Source organism: Paractinoplanes deccanensis (assembly GCF_016862115.1).
In the GTDB taxonomy this organism is placed as follows: domain Bacteria; phylum Actinomycetota; class Actinomycetes; order Mycobacteriales; family Micromonosporaceae; genus Actinoplanes; species Actinoplanes deccanensis.
Genome location: NZ_BOMI01000002.1, coordinates 134,947 through 152,341 on the forward strand (window position 1 = coordinate 134,947; position 17,395 = coordinate 152,341).

Below are 17,395 nucleotides of genomic sequence, written 5' to 3' on the forward strand. Positions count from 1 at the left end.
GCCATGCGTGTCCCCCATCTCAAAGGATGGACGCGACGTTTGTGAGGAGACCCCCGTGACCGTCAGTTCGCTAGTGGACGCCGAGCTCTTCCGGGCGCTGCTGCGCCGCCACGCCGCCGCCGTCGTGGTCGTCACCGCACCCGGCGCGCCCGGCCGGGCGCCCGCCGGATTCACCGCCACCTCGTTCACCTCCGTCTCCCTCGACCCGCCGCTGGTCTCGTTCTGCCTCGCGCACACCGCCTCGGCCTGGCCCGCCGTCGCCGCCGCCGACGTGGTCGCCGTGCACGTGCTCACCCAGGAGCAGGAGCAGGTGGCGCGCACCTTCTCGACGAAGAACATCGACCGCTTCGCCACCCACGGCGCCTGGCGGCCCGGCCCAGGCGGCGTGCCCCTGCTCGACGGCGTCCTCGCCCGCATCGTCTGCCGCGTCGAACAGCGCGTCGAGGCGGGCGACCACACCATCGTGCTGGCCACCCCCGAGCACGGCTGGCACCACGAGGACCGCAGCGCCACGCCGCTCGTCTACCACGACGGCCGCTACACCCAGCTCGGCCACGCGGCCTGAGCCCGCGCACCCCGTTCACCAAGGAGAGTCATGAGTCGCATCGTCGTGGTTTCCGGCAACCCCCGCGCGGGCTCGCGCACCTCGGCGCTCGCCGGCGCCGTCGGTGACGCCCTGGCGGGCGAGCCCACACCCCTCATCGAGGCCGGCGCGCTCGGCCCCGGCCTGCTCACCCCCGGCGACGAGGCGACCGCCGCCGCCCTGGAAGCCATCAAGGGCGCCGAGGTGCTGGTCATCGCCACCCCCACCTACAAGGGCAGCTACACCGGCGTGCTCAAGGTCCTGCTCGACCATCTCCCCGCGCGAGCCCTGGCCGGCAAGCGCGCCGTACCCGTGGTCACCGCCGGCGTCGCCCCGCAGGCCGCCGCCGCCGAGGCCCTGCTCCGGCGGCTGCTCACCGAGCTCGGCGCGGACGTCGCCCCCGGCCTGCCGGTGATCGAGGCCGACCTGCCCGACGCGGCCGCGATCGCCGAGAAGTACGCAGCCGGCCACCCCGCGGCGTGAGACATCTTCAGCTTTTACTCAGCTCCGTAACAGCGCATTGAAAGCGGTCGCTTGTACCGTTGCGCTCGGTTCGCCGTACGGGCACCGCCCCGCCCACGGCGAGCCGGGCAACACACCGCACCCGGCCCCCGTCCCGCTCGTCGATGCCGTGCCCCCGGTCGTCGATCGGGACGGGCCGGCCTGCCTGAGCGCATCGCCCGGCGCAGGCGAGCTGCCGGCGTCGCGGACAAGAGCCCTCGCCGGTGGCAGATCATCACGATGCCGGACCCGTCACCTCCCGGCCCGCGCGGCCTGACAGCTCATGCGCCGAAAGGCAGCTTCACGCTCGCGGACGCGGCGGTGCCGAAGACGTTCGGGAAGAAGTCGTTCTGTCTCGTCGTCTGCTGACGCTTCAGACGCTCGCCGGCCTCGGTGCTCTGCGCCGGAGTGAGCCCGTAGACACGGCCGGTTCGATCCGCGTCCAGCGTGGCGTCCGGTGGGATGGCGACGGTCAGGGTCTGGGCGTCACTGGTCAGTTGCTCGCGCGGGTAATAGTCCGTGTTGCCGTCGCGCCAGTCGACCTCGACGAAGAACCAGTAGGCGCGGCCCTCAGCCGGGTCGGCCGGCGGCGTGATGTCGACCTCGACGGTCCGGTCGTCGAGTCGGCGCGTGGACAACTCGAACGAACCGGTACCGCCGGCTTCCCTCGACGCCGTCGGCGACGTGGCGGTGGAAGCGGCGCTGCTGGAGGGCGACGCGGCAGTCGACGCCGCGCCGACGCCGGAAGCCGAGGCGGACGCCACGGGCCCAGCGACATCAGGCTGCTGCCGCCCCTGCACGTCTCCGATGTAGGCCAACAGGGCAATGACGACGCCTACGACGGCGACACCTCCGGCGAACTTCGGACTGCCCAGGAACCGCAGGCGTTCGGAAGGCACATGAGTGGCGATGATCAACACCTCGTACGGGAACGATGACGTGCCGTGTGCCGACCATGCTCGCCGTGAGAAAGCCGTTCCTCATGAGTAGATCGTGCAAATAAGTCGGCCACTCGACGGATCCGGCATGGATGGTCGGATCGCCCACCATCGCCCTGTTGAACCTCCGCGACGTCCAACCGGAGCACTCGGGCAGTGGAATCATCCACGGTCGTGACGCGGCAGCGGAGTCTCGCGACGATCGGCAGGTTCCTGGGTCCTTCGCCGGCGCGGGTCGATCTCGCGGTGGAGTGCCTCGAGCGGGTCGACTGCGGTCGTTACGTCCGCGAGAAGGTTCGGTACTCCGTCGGCCCGGATGACCGGGTGTCGGCCTACGTCTGCGTGCCGCACGGGCTGGACGGGCCGGCTCCGGCGGTGTTCTGCCATCACCAGCATGCCTCTCGCTTCGATCTGGGCAAGAGCGAGGTCGGGCGGCCGCGCGGGACCGGCCCTCCGCGATGCCGGTCCTACTGGTCGATGACGTCGATCGTGTGCGTGCGGATCACTCGGTTGCCCCAGGTGTCGGCGAAGGCGGCCGTGAAAGTGGCGCTGCCCGCGGTCGCCGGGGTGCCCGAGACGGTGCCCGAGGGGAGCAGCTCCAAGCCTTCGGGCAGGGCGCCCGCCGACACCGACCACGTGCCGGTGCGGGCGTCGGCCACGCTGAGCGTCGCGCTGTAGGGAGCGCCGGCCGTGGCCCGCGGGAACGTGAGCGGGTTGATGACGGGCACCGTGTTGCGGACGGTCACGGTGAGGGTCTTCGTCACGGCGTACGGCACGAAGTCGGTGAGACGGACCGTGACCTTGGCAGTGCCGCGGGCCGTCGGCGTGCCGGTGATGACGCCGGCGGTGGAGAGCTTGAGGCCGGTGGGCAGGCGGCCCGCGGTGAGGGCCCAGGTGCCCTTGCGGCTGGACGACAGGGCGATGGTGGCGGCCCGGTTGGCGGCGACCACGACGGTGCTCGACTTGATGGTGGGCCTGGCGGGCGGCTTCGGGACGAAGAGCAGGCGGTTGGGCGAGCCGTGCGGGTCCTTCACCTTGCTCTTCGTGGAGTAGGTGACCAGGTAGTTGCGGACCTGGGCCGGGCTCATGCCGGGGTTCGCGTCGAGTGCCAGGGCGGCCGCGCCGGCCACGTGCGGGGAGGCCATCGACGTGCCGTCCATGAGGGCGGTGGCGGTGTTGCTGGACGCGTACGCCGAGCGAATGCCGGCGCCGGGGGCGAACAGGTCCAGCGACGCGCCGTAGTTGGAGAAGGCGGCGCGGCGGTCCTTGCTGTTCGTCGCGCCGACGGTGACGGCGGCGGGCAGGCCGGCGGGGCTGCTGTTCGTGGCGTTCGCGTTCTCGTTGCCGGCGGCCACCACGTACGTGATGCCGGCGTTGATGGAACGCTGGACGGCGGCCTCCAGGGCGGGGCTGTAGCCGCCGCCCATGCTCATGTTGGCGACGGCCGGCTTGACCGCGTTCGCGGTGACCCAGTCGACGCCGCTGATGACCTGGGACAGCGAGCCCTCGCCCGCGCAGTCGAGCACCCGGACGGCAACCAGGCGCACCTTCTTGGCAACGCCGTAGTGGGTGCCGCCGATCGTGCCGGCCACGTGGGTGCCGTGGCCGTTGCAGTCGCTCGCGACGGTGTCGTTGCCGATGAAGTCGAAGCCGGAGGTGGCCCGGCCGCCCGCGAACTCGGCGTGGGTGGTCCGGATGCCGGTGTCGAGGACGTACGCGTGCACGGCGCTGCCGTCGTCGGTGGGCGTGTAGGTCTTCGAGAGCTTCGCCGGCCGCTGGTCGATGCGGTCGAGGCCCCAGCCGGGGTTGCGCTGGGTCCCCTCCAGGCGCACGAGCCGGTCCTGCTCGACGAAGCGGACCTCCGGGTCGGCGGCGAGCCGGCGGGCCTGGCGCGCGCTCATCTCGGCGACGAAGACGCCGTCGCCGCCGGCGGCCATCGCGGCGACGTCGCCGGCGGGGGCGTTCGCGTCGAGCGTCACGATGTAGCGGCCGGGGATGGCGCCGGGTGCGCCCGCGCCGATGACCTGGCCCTCCGCGACCGCGGCCGAGGCGGGGACGGCCGTGCCGGCGACGGCGACGACGGCGGCGGTGACCAGGGTCCCGAAGGTTCGCTTGCGCATGGCCGTGGGATCGGACGACGGCGCGCTCACTTGACGGGCGCCCGCCGATCACTCCGGTTCGGCAACGAAGAGAGGGCGCCGCAAGATCGCGGACCACTCGGTCCGTAAATGGAAATAGGGCACCCACCCCGGGCGTTGTCACCATCGCGTCTGGCGAATCGCAAGGCCGGCGCGGAAAGAGGGAGCTCCCATGAAGGTCCGCAACTCGCTGCGATCGCTCAAGAGCAAGCCGGGCAGCGTGGTGACCCGCCGCCGCGGCCGCCAGGTCGTGATCAACAAGAAGAACCCGCGCTGGAACGGCCGCCAGGGCTGACCTTGCGGTGATCGGATAGCTTTGCAGCGGCCGTGCGGCCGAGCAGAGACAAGGCCGGGGATCCGCCGCCACGGATCCTCGGCCTTCATGCTTCGTGGCGAGCGGAGCCGTACGCGGGTGCCCCACCCGGGTAGGGGAAGATGTCGCGCGTGATCACGTTTCCCGCGGACGCGTCCGGCCGTCCCAGCAGCTCCGCCTTCGGCCGGTCGGTGGTCGCGGACGCTCTGCGTGCCGTCTCCGGCGAGGCGGCCGCGGCGGCCGAAGCGGAGCCCGACTGGCGGCGCGGATACCTGACGCATTTCCGGGCGCTGGTCGAGCTGGGCGTCTCCGGCGGCACCAACCGCGACGGCGACAGCGACAGCGGCACCAACCGCGACGGCGACAGCGACGGCGACAGCGACAGCGCCGGCTACGCGATCGCCGCGGCCGGGCTCGACGCGGTGCACCGGCTGATGCCGGTGCCGATCGGCGAGCCCGCGCGGCCGTTCGAGACGGTGACGGTGGAGGGCAGCGAGAAGCCGGCCCTCGACGTGTCCCTGCCCTATCGCGGCGAGCTGCTGCGCGGGGCGGCGCTCGACCGCCGGCTGGACGAGTGGGTGGCCGCGGGCGTCGTCGAGGAGTCGTGCGCGCACGCGGTGCGGGCCGTGGCGGACCACCCGGACTGGCTCGACCTGAGCGACCAGCAGCTGGTCGTGCTGGGCGCGGGCGCCGAGATGGGCCCGCTGCCGGCGGTGCTCGGCTGGGGCGCGACGGTGATCGGCGTCGACCTGCCGCGGGTGTGGGAGCGGGTGTCCGCGTCGGCGGCGCGCTCGGCGGGCCGCCTCATCGCGCCGGTCGGCGCGTCCGGCACCCCCGGCGCGGATCTGCTGGAGGACGTGGGCGCGCTGGCGCACTGGCTGGCGGACCTGCCGGCGGGGCGGATCGTGCTGGGCAACTACGGGTACGCGCCCGGCGCCGCGTACCCGAGACTGTCGGTGGCCGTCGACGCGCTCACCACGTACCTCCAAGGGGTCCGGGACGACGTGGTGCCGGCCTTCCTCGCCACCCCGACCGACGTCTTCGCCGTGCCCGCGGCGGCGGTCGGGCAGGCGACGGCGCGCTTCCACGAGCGGTCCCGCCTGGCCCGGGTGACCGGCGCGCTCTCCGGCGGCCGGCTCCTGCGGCCGAACTACCCCGACGGCGCCGACCCGGGCATCAACGACAGCCTCGTCCCGCAGCAGGGCCCCAACTACGCGCTCGCCAAGCGCATCCAGCGCTGGCGCGCCACCGTCGCCCGCCGGACGGGGACGGTCAGCTTCGCGGTCGCGCCTCCCACCCGTACCAGATCGGTCGTCTCCAACCGCCTGCTGGCGGCCGCGTACGCGGGCGCGCACCGCTTCGACGTCGAGGTCTTCGAGCCGGGCACCGCCAACCGCCTGATGGCCCTGCTGCTCGTGCACCAGCTGCGCAACCCGCGCCCGGCCGCCCCCGAGGCCTGGCGGGACGAGACCGTCGAGGCGGCACACGGCGGCCTCTGGCGGACCGCCTACCACCCGCGCACGGCCCTGGGCCTGGCCGCGGTGCGGGGTCTGCTGCCCGGCTAGGACTCGCCGTGGATGCGGCCGTCGGTGCTGGTCAGGCGGGCCCCGGTGCCGCCCCAGCGCAGGGCGACGATCTCGGCGGCGATGCTGACCGCGGTCTCCTCGGGGGTGCGGGCGCCGAGGTCGAGCCCGACCGGCGAGGCGAGGCGGGACAGCTCGGCGGCGGTCAGGCCGGTCTCCTGCAGACGCTTGAGGCGGTCGTCGTGGGTGCGGCGCGAGCCCATGGCACCCACGTACGCGACCGGCAGGCGCAGCGCCACCTCGAGAACCGGCACGTCGAACTTCGGGTCGTGGGTCAGCACACAGAGGACGGTCCGCTCGTCGACGCGGCCGGCCTCGACCTCGGCGGCGAGATAGCGGTGCGGCCAGTCGACCACGACCTCGTCGGCCGAGGGAAAGCGGCGGGCGGTGGCGAAGACGGGCCGCGCGTCGCAGACCGTCACGTGATAGCCGAGGAACGACCCGATCCGGGCGGTCGCCGCCGCGTGGTCGGTGGCGCCGAAGACCAGCATCCGGGCCGGCGGCGCGAACGAGCCCACCAGCACGGACAGGCCCTCGCCGCGCCGCTCGCCGCTGGGGCCGTAGTGGAGCAGGCCGGTGCGCCCGGCGGCCAGCAGTCCGCGCCCGTCGTCGGTGGCGGCGTCGTCGACCCGGTCGCCGCCGAGCGTGCCGAAACGGCCCTCCGGGGTGATCAGCAGATGCCGGGCGGTCGCGTCGCGCAGGCTGGTGAGCAGCGCGATCGGCTCGTTGGCGGCGATCGCCGCGGCGAGGCGCGGCAGCTCGGGGAACGTCTCGCGGTCCACCCGCTCGATCAGCAGCTCGATGGTGCCGCCACAGGTCAGGCCCACCTCGAACGCGTCGTCGTCGCTCACGCCGTAGCGCACCGAGCGCGCCTCGCCGGTCTCGGCCACCTCGCGGCAGATCTCGTAGACCGCGCCCTCGACGCAGCCGCCCGACACGCTGCCCACGACCGCGCCGTCCGGGCCGACGGCCATGGCCGCGCCCGGCTGGCGGGGCGCGCTCGACCAGGTGGCGGTGACCGTGGCGAGGCCGGCCGGCTCGCCCGCCTCCCACCAGCGGAGCAGGGTGCCGAGCACGTCACGCATGAGGGTTCAACTCCGGAACGTCGAGGTCAAGGTCGTCGGCCACATCACCCACGGCAACCAGCCGTACGAGGCCGGCGTGCGCGCGCAGATAGTCCCGTGCTCCGGAATCCCCCGTCGCGGCGGCCGCCACACCCGCCCAGTGCTTGCGGCCGAGCAGGACCGGGTGCCCGCGCCGGTCTCCGTACGCGCCCATGACGAGCGCGTCCTCGCCGGACAGGGCGCAGACCCGGCGTACGGCCTCGGCAGTGACCCCCGGCATGTCCACCAGGAGCACCACCGCGGCCTCGGCGCCGGTGCCGTGCAGGGCGCTCAACCCGGCTCGCAGCGAGGAACCCAGCCCCGTGGCCCAGCCGGGGTTGACCACCACCTGCGGCAGCCCGGGCGCGGCGGCCCGGACCCGGTCGGCCTCGGCGCCCAGGACGACCACCACCTGCGACAGCCCGGCCGCACGCAACGTGTCGGCCGCATGCTCCACCAGCAGCCGGTCGGGATAGGGCACGAGCGCCTTGGGCATGCCGTACCGCCGGCCCGCACCCGCGGCGAGCACCAGCCCGGCCGTCTTCCCGCCCATGACCCGAGCCTAGTGCCCGAAAATCGGTTGGCACGCCCCCGAGCGGCCGGGAAAGTAGATCCCATGACGTACTGACGAAGCGCCGACGTGTCCCTTCCGCCCCTGCTTCGTACCCTCGAAAGAGCGTCTCTCTTGTCTGTCTCCGTTTTCGCCTCGCCCACCAGCTGGATCGAGTCCGATGCGCTCGACCAGTGCCACCAGGTCGCCGCGCTCGACGGCATGATCCACGTGGCCGGCATGCCCGACCTGCACCCCGGCAAGGGCGCCCCGATCGGTGCCGCCATGCGCTCGACGGTGCTCTACCCGTTCCTGGTCGGCTCCGACATCGGCTGCGGCATCGCCGTCTTCCCGATCCGGCTCAAGCGCGCCGACCCCGAGAAGCTGGCCCGCAAGTTCCCCGACCTCGACTACTCGCCCGAGCCGGACGACCCGGCGTGGTCTCATGTCGAGGCCGAGATCCCGGCCGGCCATCGTGCGCACATCGGCACGGTCGGCCGGGGCAACCACTTCGTCGAGCTGGCCCGCGTCGACAAGGTGCTCGACCCCGTACACGCGGCTCGCCTCGGCCTGTCCCGCGGCGACCTGGTGCTGATCGTCCACAGTGGCTCCCGTGGTCTCGGCGAGCGGATCCTGCGCGCCCACACCGAGGTGCACGGCGCCGGTCCCGCCGGCGATCCGGACGCCTACCTCAAAGCCCACGACGAGGCCGTACGGTGGGGCTCGCTCAACCGGCGCCTGATGGCCGCCCGGGTGGCGCTCGCCCTGGGCGCCGCCCCCGCCGACCCGATCGTCGACGAATGCCACAACCTCGTCGAGGTGCGCGACGGCGCCTACCTGCACCGCAAGGGCGCGGCCCGCGGCGACGGCCGCGACGTGCTGGTGGCCGGCACGCGCGGCACCCCGTCCTACCTGATCGCCGCCCACGCGGGCGAGGAAGCCGGCTATTCGGTAGCACACGGCGCCGGCCGCAAGATGTCCCGAGCCGACGCCCTGCGCCGCGGCAAGGCCAAGCACACGGTCGACGAGCTGCGCCGCACCCCCGTCGGCTCCGTCGTCGTCTGCGGCGACCGGCAGCTGCTGTTCGAGGAGGCCCCCACGGCGTACAAGCGCATCGAACAGGTCATCGGCGACCTGACCGCCCACGGCCTGGCCACCCCCGTGGCCGTGACCATCCCGCTGGTCACCTACAAGACGGCCGCGACGGGACGCCGCTCGTGAGCCTCGACCTGATGCTCTCCGAGCCGCGACGACATTGAGCTCTGTTCAGCCGCTTCCCCACAAGGCGGAATGCTTACCGAGCGCAACGACCCATGGACCCTCTGTGCTACCAAAGGGTCGGGGCGGCCCCTGGAGGCGACGCCCTGAGCGAAGGTCCTCTACTGGGAGGTCACGATGCGGACGAAGCCGGTAGCCCTCACAATCCTGGTCGTGTCGACCCTCCTGGCGGCATCGGCGCTCTCACCGTTGTTCCTGTCGCGCGTTGACTTCGGCGTTTCGGACTGGACGCGCGTCGGTAACATCGGCCAAGCCTACGGCGCCGCTTCCTCAGTTCTTTCCGCACTTGCTCTCGCCGGCGTCTCATTGTCGGTGGTCATGCAGGCCCGGCAAAATCACGTGGCGCGGGTGGAGGCCGAGAAGACGCTGCGCGTCATGATGACGAAACTCGCCATGTCGGATGATGACCTGAGCCAAATGTGGTGGAGTGGCGTCAGTTCCGATTCGGACGCTGAGCGCAAGCAGATGCTTTACGCCGACCTGATGCTCCTCCAGTGGCAGACGGCATGGCAGATCGGCGAGCTGCCCGACGACAGCCTTCGGGCGCATGCCGAGGAAATGTTCTCGGCGCAGCCTGTCGTTCAAAAGTTCTGGTCGCAAGTTCGGCTGCACCGGATACATGTCCGGCATGGCGCCGCGGACGATCGTTTCTCGAGGATCATCGATGAGGCGTACACCGTGGCAAGGAGGCCGGACCAGCAGCCAGGCTTCCTCTTTCGAGACGTCTACGGCGCCCCCGGCAAGGATCAGACCACCGAGGACACCGTTGATCAACAGGATGGGCCTGCGAGCGCGCCGTGACGCCTGCTGCCCGAGGCGCTGATCCGCATCGCGCTCGTTACTCCCTTCGGTGGAGGTATTCCGCCTGTCCGCCCGCGATGCTAGGAACAACGAGGTGGCCGGGCAGAGCCGCCCGGGCGTGTGAGGAGTGCCGATGGACGACGCCGTCGAGCTGGCCGATGTGATCTCGCAGGTTCGTCATGATCTCAGCCGGGCGATGTGGTCCGGTGAGCGCTCCGATGTGCGGTTCGAGGCGGAGACCATCGAGCTGACCCTGACGATCGGCGTCGAGCGGAACGCCAAGCCCGGTGGCAAGGTCAAGCTGGTGGTCTTCGAGGCCGGCGCCGACCTGGAGCGCAAAAAGATCAATACCCAGCAGGTACGGGTGGTCATGCGGCCGGTCAAGGCCGACGGCTCGGGTGAGGCGCTGCTGATCGAGGGCGCCGACGAGGACGACGAGACCTGAGCGGGGCGCGGCGTTGACGAGCGGAGCGCGCCCACCCGGCGGCGTCGATCCCGGGCGCATCGCGGAGATCCTCGTGACGCGGGCCGGCCCGGCCGGGAGCAGGGGCTCCGGCTACCGGGTCGGCGGCGGCACGGTGCTGACCGCCGCGCATGTCGTCGCCGGGGCTTCGAGCCTGACCGTCCGCTTCGACGCCGACCTGCCCACGCAGTGGTCCGTTCCCGCCACCATTGCCTGGCTGGACATCGAGACGGACGTCGCGGTCCTCACCCTCGACCTGCCGGAGGCGGGCGACGTCGCGCCGGCCCGCTTCGCGCGGCTCGGTGACACGCGCGCCTTCCTGCCCGTTCGAGCGGCGGGCTTTCCCCGGTGGAAGCTGCGGAGCCGGGCCGACGGCAGCCGCTTCCGGGAGCTGCACGACGCGGCCGGCGACGCAGCGGTCCTCTCCAACCGGCGCACCGGAACGCTCGAGATCACGGTGGCGCCGCCCGCCGAGGACCCGGATCCCGCCCGGTCGCCGTGGGAGGCGATGTCCGGCGCGGCCGTCTGGGCCGGCGACCGCATCGTGGGGGTCGTGGCCGAGCACCATCGCCGGGAGGGCCTGAACCGGCTCACCGCCGTACGGCTCGATCGTTGTCTGGACCGGGAGGCCGCCGCCGGGCTGCACCACCTCGCCGGCCTGCTCGGCGTGGCCGATCCGCGCGGCCTGCCCGACGCCGTCCCGCCCGGCACGGACCGGCTGATCCGCAGCGCCTACCGCGAGCAGGTGCGGGACACGGCCCCCGCGGACGGCCTGATCGGCCGCAACGACGAGCTGGACGAGCTGGCGGCGTTCTGCGCGGGCGACGAAGCGTACGTCTGGTGGCAGGCACCCCCGTGGGCGGGCAAGTCCGCGCTGATGTCGACCTTCGTGCTGCATCCGCCGGCCGGGGTCGACGTCGTCGCGTTCTTCGTGAACGGCCGGCTCGCCGCGCAGTCCGACAGCGAGGCGTTCACCGAGGCGCTGCTCGACCAGCTGCACGTGCTGCTGGGCGAGGAGCGGATGGCCGTGCTCGCGCCCGCGGTGCGTGACCCGCACCGGCGCGACATGCTGCGGCGGGCGGCGGACCGGGCCGCCGCGGACAACCGCCGCCTGGTGCTGATCGTCGACGGGCTCGACGAGGACACGAGCACGGCCCCGGGCTCGCGCCTGGCCAGCATCGGCTCGCTGCTGCCGAAGGATCCCGGCGACGGCCTGCGCGTGATCGTCTCCGGCCGGCCGCACCCGCCGATCCCCGACGACGTCGCCACCGACCATCCCTTGCGCTCCTGCCGGGTCCGGCTTCTCGACACGTCACCGTACGCGGAAGCGATCGGCCGCGACGCCAACCGCGAACTGCAGCGCCTGCTCCACGGCGAGGAGGCGCAACGCGACATCCTCGGCTTCATCGCGGCGAGCGGCGGTGGTCTGAGCCAGCCCGACCTGGTAAAGCTGACGGGCCTTCCGCCGTACGAGATGGAAGGGCGCCTCGGCAGCGCGTTCGGCCGGACGATCTCGCGCCGCGACGCCGACGGAGGCCCGCTCTACCTGTTCGCCCACGACACGCTCCGGGAGACCGCCGAGAACCAGCTCGGACCGGCCCTGCTGGCCACGTTCCGCGATCGCATCCACCGCTGGGCCGAGGGATACCGCGACAAGGACTGGCCCCGCGGTACGCCGGCCTACCTCCTCAGCGGCTACCCGCGCATGCTGTTCGCCGAGAAGGACCTCCCCCGCCTGGCCGCCTGCGGCTCCGACCCCCGCCGCCACGACCGCCTCCTCGACCGCACCGGCGGCGACGCGGCCGCCCTGGCCGAGATCCGCGCGGCGCAGGACCTGGTGCTCGCCGACCGCGACGACCCGGACCTGCTCGCCATGGTCACCCTGACCATGCAGCGCGAACGCCTCGCCGCCCGCAACGCCAACCTGCCCACCGACCTGCCGGCCGTCTGGGCGGCGCTGGGCTTCCCGGACCGCGCGGAGGCCCTGGCCCGCAGCATCAGCGACCCGGTGCGCGGCATGCTGGCGATGACCGGCGCGGTCGAGGCGCTGAGCCGAGCGGGCCGCTACGAGGACGCGGCAAAGCTCGCCGACGCGATCGACTCACCGGTGCAGAGCGACTTCGCCCGCGTCGTGGTGGTGGAGGACGCCTCGGCGGCGGGGGCGTACACCTTCGCCGAACGTCTCCTCCCGCACGTACGGGACCCGGTGCACCGCGTGTGGGCCACCGTCTTCGTCGCCGAGGCGGCGGCCGAGGCCCACGACATCGGCGCGGTCCTGCGCCTCGTGCACTCGCTGAACCCGCCGCCGGAGCACCCGAGCGGCGCCCGGGGCGTCGCGGCCGTGATCGAGGCGGTCGTGCCCGCGATCGGCGTCCGCGAGGCGGCGCGACTCGCCGCCGAGTTGCCCGAGGGCGAGGCGCGTGATCGCGCCCTGATGGTGCTGGCCGACGGGGCGGTCGACGCGGGCGACCTGGCGACGGCCCGCGACCTGGCCGGGCGGATCGCCGACGCGGGCACGCGAGAGGCCGTCACGGCCTCTGTCGTGCTGGGCACTCTCCAAGCCGGAGACCTCACGATCCCGCAGCCCGCCGACCCGGCGCTCCGAAGGATCACGTCGCGGATGCTCGCGATCGTCGCACCGGACGAGCGTGCGGCCTCGCCGCCGGCCCGGCGCGTCACACCACCTTCGCAGCGCATCGTCGCGCGGACGGTGCCTGCCGGCGCCGAGAAGGTCCTCCAGCCAGCCGCGGAGTCCGAGCCGGCGCCCACTGACGCGGCGTCCAGCGAACCGGCGCCCAGTCGCCCGATGCCGTCGCGGGAGAACGCCGGGATCGCGTCGGAGGTGCTGGGCCGCGAGGCCGGCGACGTCACGGTGGAGACGGTCGAGGCGCTCGACGACCCGCTGCGCCGCGCATGGGGCTTCACCGACCTGGCGAGGCGAGCGGCCATCCAGGGCGATGTCAAGACGGCCACGGAGTTGGTGCACCGGATCGACCTGCCTGATCGGCGAGCGTACGGGCGCCTGCTGGTCATCGAGGGACTGCTGGCGGGCGATCACCCCGCCAAGGTCGACGCGGTGATCGACGAGGCCGTCGCCGCCGTGACCGCGATGACACCGGGCCTTCTGTGCGATGAGTCGCTGGCCGGGCTCGCCGAGATCCTGGTGTCCAGAGGACAGCATGAACGGGCCATCGGCCTGGTGCGGAGGATCGGCGAGAACGGATCAGGTCTTCCAGGCGTCCGAAGGGTCCGGGCCGCGTTGATCGCCTCGGCCGCCGCCCGCGCGTGGTGGAGCGACCTGGCTGCGACGGTCGACCGGTCACCCGACGCCCGCTGGCGAGTGGACACCATGGCGGAGGTCGCGAGCGATCTGCTGGCTCGCGGCCGATCCGACGACGCTCACGCCCTGTTGGATCAGATCGTCCGAGCGCAGGATCTGATCGGTGTGGTGGCACGCTGTGTCCCGATGTCGGCCAAGACCGAATCGGTCCGGACCGCACGGTTGCTCCAGGCGGCGATGCGACGTCTGGACGAGGCGCTGTCCGAAGTCGGTGCGGTCATAACCGAGATGGAAGTCCTCACGGTGGCCGCAGGGTTGTCGGGCGACCTGGACCTCGCCGTGGAACTCCTCCGGCGACTCCCCATGGCGCAGATGCGGTCGGCGGCCCTACGCCGGATCCTGCGGGTGCTGGCCGCCGAGAGACCTCGGCTCGTGATGGGCGCGGCCGGCCGGCTGTCCGCCGTCGCCGAGGCGTTACCGGCGGGCGGCCCCCGAGATGATGCCTTACTCGTTCTCGCCGGAATCCTGGCGGATCACGGCGAATGGGAGACCTCGGCGGCGATCGCGATGAAGATCGGCGAGGGGCATCGGACCGCTCTCCTGAGCCGGCTGTGCCGGGCGGATCTCGCAGCCGGCAGGCTTCGGCACGCGGCGACGCTTGCCGAGCGGATCGCCCCGGTTCGTGAACAGGCTTCCCTTTGCGCCGCGGTCGTCCGGGCCGCCCTGGCCGCCGGCGACCTCGTCCTCGCCGAGGAGGCCGCGGTCGCCATCAAGGACGAGCAGCGGCGGGCCGCGCAACTGCACCTGGTCACCACTGCTGCCGCGGCGCGGCCCGACGACGAGACGGCGCTGCGCGTGGCGTCGACGATCGCCGACGAGGATCTCCTCGCCGAGGCGCTGACCACGATCGTGTCCAGTGTGGCCGCCCGTGGTGACGTGCGCTCCGCGGCCGCCGTCGCTCAGGAGTTCAACGAGCCGGAACGCCGTTCACAAGCCCTCACCGAGCTGGCGATGATCGCGGCGGAAGCGGGCGACCGCGAGTTCGCCATCGATCTGGCGGGACGGTCGGTCACGGTCGCCCGCGACATCCCGAATGGCCTTTGGCGGCAGCCGGTGGTCTCTGCCCTGTTGTCGAGCGCGCTCACCGCCGAGAACTGGCCGCTCGGGACACGGCTGGCGGCGGAGCTCAGCGACCCGGCCGAGAGAGCCGACGCCTTCGCCCGGCTGGCGCTCGGCGCGACCGACGCCGGTGACCTCGACGGGGCGGTGGCGTTCCTGCCGAGGATCGAGGACGACGCACTGCGGTCCCGAGTCGCGCTGGCGGTGGCGGGAGCACGCGTGATCGTCGGGAGCCCGAAGCTGGTGGAGGCCACCCTGGCCGCCATCGCCGAGCCCGGCCTGAGATCGGTGGCGTTGGCCAGGCTGGCCGTCAACGCCGTCGCCGAGGGAGATGACGAAACGGCTCAGACCCTGGCCGGCCAGGGCCAGGACGCGGAGGACAACGTCTGGCTCTCGGTGGAGCTGGCTGAGGCGACCGCGACGCACGGTGATCCGCGCAGGGCCGCGGAGCTTGCCGCCGTCTGCCTGCCGGCCGTGGGGAGCCTGGGCGATTCGATCCGTCGTGCCTGGGCGATCTCACGGTTGGCCGCCGTTCTGGTCGGGTGGCGACCCGCCAGCTTCTTCGGCGAACTGCTCGCCGAGGCGGCCGCCGAGGAGCAAGCGGCGGAGGAGGCGGGAGAAATGGCGTTGATTCTCCCCATGGCGGAATCACCTGTGTCCACGTTCGCACTCCTCCAGCGGTATCAGGCCGACGTGGTCAACACGAATCTCGCCCAGGTGGCCGGATGGAGTGTCACGCGAGATGATCCACCCACCCGCGAGAAGAGCGTCAGCCGGCCGGTCACGTGGTTCAGCCATGAGGTCGCTTCGCGCGCGTCGACCGCCGAACGCCAGGCAGAGGCACTCGAGGTCTTCAGCTCCTTGCGTGACGACCGGATCAAGAGCGAGGGACTGCACGCACTGGCCAGGCGTGCCGGTGAGGCCGGGCTTCTGGAACAGGGTCTGGCCGCGGCCAAGGCCATCCCGGAGCCCTCGCTGGCCGAATCCGCCCTCAGCGAGCTCGCCGTCGCGGCGGCGCGGGAGGGAAACTTCGAGGCGGCCGCCGACGTCGTACTCGTGTCCATGCAACCGTCCGCGAGCCAGCGAGGTGCGGCCGGCGTGGTGGCACGGGCGGCTATGCGAGCCGGCGACTGGAGTCTGGGGTTCTACCTCGCCGGACGGCTGGGCGAACCGGGCACCTCACAGGTCCTCGCCGCCATGGCAGAGAATGCTGCCCTCCTGGCCCGGCCCGACCAGGCCATCGAACTGGCCACCCGTATCAACGACCCGGGTCAGCGCGACAAGGCCCTCGGCGCCGTTGTGGAGGCCACGCGCACCATCGAGGGCCTGGCCCAGGAGACCGTCTCGACCACGCTGGCCGCTGCGGAACGTCTGGGTGCGTCCGCCGAAGGAGACTCGGCCCTGTCCGCCGTGGCGTCCGCCTACGCGGCTGCCGGAGACTTCGAGGGGTGCCTTCGGGCGGCCAAGCAGATAGCGGACGACGAGGTCGCGACGGCCATCCTTCACTTCGCTTCCCGGGCGGCCGCATCCGCGGGGGATCTCGGCCACCTGGTGCCGTTGGCGGCCGCCGTTCGCCGGTGGTCGGACCGCCATTCGGCGCTGCGCAAGGCGGTCGCCGGCCTGGTCGGCTCGAACCGCACACCGGAGGCGATCAGTGCTGCCCTCGGCCTCGAGGACGGCTCACACACCGCGGGGATGATCGAGGAAGCGATAGCGACGGTCGCCGCGAGCGGGGACGGCCGGCGCGCCGTGGACTTGCTCAGGGAGGTGCCGGCACACCTGGTGAGGGAGGTCCTGACCGACAGGGTCATCGGAGCGGCCCTGGCGTCCGCGCCCATGGAGGAGGCCGTCGACATGGTGCGGCGCTCGCGATCCGGGGACGGCCTGATCATGGGGCTGGAGACCTTGGCCGACCGATGGCTCCTGGCCGGTGATCGCGACAAGGCGATCGCGACGGCGCGGCTGATCGTCGACAACGCGAAGAACAGCAGCGCGTACGTCCGTGCCAGGGTCGACCGCGCGCGGGTGGTGCTCAGCTACCTCGGTGATCCCGCCGTCGAGCCGACGGTGGCCGGCACCGCGAAGGCCGCGATCGCCCGGGGCGAGGCGGACATCGTGCGGAGTCTCACCGACCACCGGCCGTGGACGCGGGACCTGGTCTCGATGCTCGCCGAGATCATCCCCGTCGCGGGACAGGCGAGAAAGGATGCGCTGGCCTCACACCTCATCCACCATGCGGTATCGGCCACTGCCGTCATCGCCGACGAGGAGGAGCGTGCCAAAGCTCTGCGCGAGGTCTCCGATGCCGCCCTCGGCGCCGGCTTCCACACCCACGCCCGGCGCATCGCGGAGGCCGTGGAGAACCCGGATCGCCGGTCGGTCCTGCCGGCCCTGCTCTCCGGCCTCGGACGCACCGATCGCACGGCGGGAAGCCAAGCCGGCGAATCCCCGTCGCGACCGGAGGCGCAGGCCACTGAACCGCACCGGACGGCCGCGACAACGGCGAAGTCGTGCGGCGACTATTCGGCAGCCCTGCACGCCACTCTCCAGATCACCGGCGCCGCGGAACGCACCGAGCTGCTCCTCGAGCTCGCCGATGCCGCCCTGGCGGACGGCGATCCTCAGGCCGCCAAGCGGCTTGTCGTTCCCGTGCTCGCCGGGGAGGAGTGGGCTCGGGCCGTCCCGCTGCTGGAGAAGGTCGACGTCGAGACCTATCGGCAGATTCCCGGGCTTTTGCTCGACTGA

At 72.6% G+C, this 17,395-nt stretch carries 12 protein-coding genes; 8 read left to right on the forward strand and 4 right to left on the reverse strand.

All coding sequences use genetic code 11. The features are described from left to right. Positions 1–55: 55 nt before the first annotated feature. Complete coding sequence (locus Ade02nite_RS00670; RefSeq protein WP_203759437.1) at positions 56–565, forward strand: flavin reductase family protein; 510 nt, start codon at positions 56–58, stop codon at positions 563–565. 30 nt (positions 566–595) lie between these two features. Beyond that, positions 596–1,066 carry an NADPH-dependent FMN reductase gene (locus tag Ade02nite_RS00675; RefSeq protein ID WP_203759439.1) on the forward strand — a complete coding sequence of 157 codons (471 nt, stop codon included), beginning with the start codon at positions 596–598 and terminating at the stop codon, positions 1,064–1,066. A 299-nt stretch (positions 1,067–1,365) separates the two neighbouring features. Here Ade02nite_RS00675 and Ade02nite_RS00680 read toward each other — a convergent pair whose 3' ends face one another. Then, complete coding sequence (locus tag Ade02nite_RS00680) at positions 1,366–2,004, reverse strand: hypothetical protein (protein ID WP_203759441.1); 639 nt, start codon at positions 2,002–2,004, stop codon at positions 1,366–1,368. A 485-nt stretch (positions 2,005–2,489) separates the two neighbouring features. Next, positions 2,490–4,142 carry a S8 family serine peptidase gene (locus Ade02nite_RS00685; protein ID WP_203759443.1) on the reverse strand — a complete coding sequence of 551 codons (1,653 nt, stop codon included), beginning with the start codon at positions 4,140–4,142 and terminating at the stop codon, positions 2,490–2,492. Between the two features lie 190 nt (positions 4,143–4,332). Between Ade02nite_RS00685 and Ade02nite_RS00690 the strand changes: the two genes are divergently transcribed. Further along, complete coding sequence (locus Ade02nite_RS00690; RefSeq protein WP_127501833.1) at positions 4,333–4,455, forward strand: ribosomal protein bL36; 123 nt, start codon at positions 4,333–4,335, stop codon at positions 4,453–4,455. A 140-nt stretch (positions 4,456–4,595) separates the two neighbouring features. Next, positions 4,596–6,038 carry a hypothetical protein gene (locus Ade02nite_RS00695; RefSeq protein WP_203759445.1) on the forward strand — a complete coding sequence of 481 codons (1,443 nt, stop codon included), beginning with the start codon at positions 4,596–4,598 and terminating at the stop codon, positions 6,036–6,038. On the opposite strand, the gene Ade02nite_RS00700 is transcribed toward Ade02nite_RS00695, so the two are convergent. Together Ade02nite_RS00700 and Ade02nite_RS00705 are read right to left on the reverse strand one after the other, a co-directional pair. Next, entirely contained in the window at positions 6,035–7,141 is a 1,107-nt protein-coding gene (locus Ade02nite_RS00700) for an XdhC family protein (RefSeq protein ID WP_203759446.1), read from the reverse strand. The two genes, Ade02nite_RS00695 and Ade02nite_RS00700, sit on opposite strands and share 4 nt — an antisense overlap. After that, positions 7,134–7,712: a nucleotidyltransferase family protein gene (locus Ade02nite_RS00705; protein WP_203759448.1), complete on the reverse strand. Its 579-nt coding sequence runs from the start codon at positions 7,710–7,712 to the stop codon at positions 7,134–7,136. The genes Ade02nite_RS00700 and Ade02nite_RS00705 overlap by 8 nt, the downstream gene beginning before the upstream one ends. 132 nt (positions 7,713–7,844) lie before the next feature. Between Ade02nite_RS00705 and Ade02nite_RS00710 the strand changes: the two genes are divergently transcribed. From Ade02nite_RS00710 to Ade02nite_RS00725, 4 genes are all read left to right on the forward strand, one after another. Beyond that, entirely contained in the window at positions 7,845–8,930 is a 1,086-nt protein-coding gene (locus Ade02nite_RS00710) for an RNA ligase RtcB family protein (RefSeq protein WP_239168412.1), read from the forward strand. A 210-nt stretch (positions 8,931–9,140) separates the two neighbouring features. Further along, positions 9,141–9,788 (forward strand): DUF6082 family protein, encoded by a 648-nt coding sequence (locus Ade02nite_RS00715; protein WP_203759452.1) that lies wholly within the window; start codon positions 9,141–9,143, stop codon positions 9,786–9,788. A 133-nt stretch (positions 9,789–9,921) separates the two neighbouring features. Further along, entirely contained in the window at positions 9,922–10,233 is a 312-nt protein-coding gene (locus Ade02nite_RS00720) for a trypco2 family protein (RefSeq protein WP_203759454.1), read from the forward strand. A 13-nt stretch (positions 10,234–10,246) separates the two neighbouring features. Next, the gene (locus tag Ade02nite_RS00725) at positions 10,247–17,395 is read left to right on the forward strand and encodes a S1 family peptidase (RefSeq protein WP_203759456.1); all 7,149 of its coding nucleotides are present in this window, start codon (positions 10,247–10,249) and stop codon (positions 17,393–17,395) included.